This is a genomic window from Roseibium sp. RKSG952 (assembly GCF_009711355.1).
In genome coordinates, this window is the sequence record NZ_SMMF01000542.1 from 1 (window position 1) to 1,694 (window position 1,694).

At 42.5% G+C, this 1,694-nt stretch carries 2 protein-coding genes; one reads left to right on the forward strand and one right to left on the reverse strand.

What is annotated here, in order from left to right:
• Positions 1-101: 101 nt before the first annotated feature.
• The gene (locus E1297_RS02110) at positions 102-704 is read right to left on the reverse strand and encodes a hypothetical protein (RefSeq protein WP_155133298.1); all 603 of its coding nucleotides are present in this window, start codon (positions 702-704) and stop codon (positions 102-104) included.
• Between the two features lie 129 nt (positions 705-833).
• Here E1297_RS02110 and E1297_RS02115 point away from each other — a divergent pair, with 129 nt between their 5' ends.
• Positions 834-1,646, forward strand: a complete 813-nt coding sequence (locus E1297_RS02115; protein ID WP_155133302.1) for a DUF5692 family protein — start codon at positions 834-836, stop codon at positions 1,644-1,646.
• The last annotated feature ends 48 nt before the right edge of the window (positions 1,647-1,694 follow it).

The following is a 1,694-nucleotide window of genomic DNA, read 5'->3' on the forward strand; positions in this document are numbered from 1 at the left end:
GGTGTTACGCTGCAAAGGCAGCGTAACAGGCCTTCACACCATCAAGAAGGCCGTGTTTACCGGGCGGACACGACGGATACACAAAACCTCGACTGTACCGCTCACATTTCTGTGCAGTCTTCCGGATAAATCATCAGCAACTCGTGTTGGTGGCCCAAGCCCGCCTCTATCTTCGACGCCAATGTATGGTGCTTCAGGCCTGCGAGTTCGGCGTAAGCAGAATATGCATCCTTGAACCGGTTATCGAAGGGACAGACCAAAAATGCGATTGACCTCTTTCCTTCACAATTACCGGCATAAGACGTAATCAAAGTGCTAACAACACTCGATGTATACTTAAGTATATTTGTATTTTTACTAACCGTAAAAAGCCTGAATAACTCAAACAAAATCGAAACTTTATGTGTTCTCATCTCAGTACGAAACTTCGCCATGTTTTCCGCAACTGTACTGTAGTACAAATTGGATGTTACTACCGGACCAAATTGCACATTGACATTCAGAGCACCTATGATTTCCTCGTTCGCATTTCTAAAAACTGCAATTTGACTAAGGCCATCCCAAAAGTCAGGGGCATCTGAAATATGAACCAACCCCTCGTTTTGGTACCTTGTGTATCGCGCAGATGAAATATCTTTTATGAGGTCAAATGAATCAGCAAAACTAAGATATATCTCATTAGAATAATCAACTATAATAGTCATAAGCACCTACCTGAATAAGAAACGTAAATTTCTGTCTCGGAATTTTGACCTTGACGCTATCTTAACTAAGTTAATATGCTGGCGGATCTATCATGTAAATTGTATTTTATGACAGTGAGAGGCGTCAAAGTGATAAACACAATTATAACTATTTTATTAATTATAATTACTACTTCTGGTCTGTTTTTCATTTATTTAAAATTAAAACCTTTGCACGCAATGATTGCTTTAATACTTGCCCCATCGCTATCCCTTCCTTTCTGGATCATCAGCGCTCAGGCACCTTGGTTCTCTTGGGCGAAAGTCTATTCTGTAGTTTTTGCAGCTGTTATCGTCTGTTTATTAAAGTTTTCGTCTGAGCGATATCATCCACTTCTTCGCGTGTTGTGCGTCGCAGTCCTTGCGCTGAATATTTTTGAAGCACTCGCTTACGAAATCACCGAAACTTATGGCTGGATAAATCCGCTTGCCGGACTCCTGCTTCTCCTGGCGATCCCCGGTTCAAGGGCGATTTCTTTTGGTCCGGGAAACAAATTCGTGAAGTACAAGATGCCATGGAGCCTTATAGTAGGCTATTCGATTTGGGACATGACATATATTTACACGGTCACCCAGGGTGATTCTGCTATATTTGGTGCAATTCACTTGGGATTGGCACTTTTATTCACTTGGCGATATAAAGATATATACTTCGAGGTTCGCGTTTTCACACTCAGCGTAATAATGATTTTAAGAATGTATTCTGATAATTTGTCTTTTTATGAACTCGCGAAAATACCGTACAACGAAAATATTAGCTTTGGCATGGCCCTGATTAGTCTTGGCTTTGGTATTTACGCGATTTTTGATCGCAGTCTGTCATTGCGTCGATACTGGATATCGAGTCGGCGGCGAGAAGACCGCTGCATCGGGGCCGCGAAACTTCCAGCACAGGGTGAGTGACAGACAATAGGTGTGCGTCCGGTGAACCCGACCTGCCCGTCATAAAGG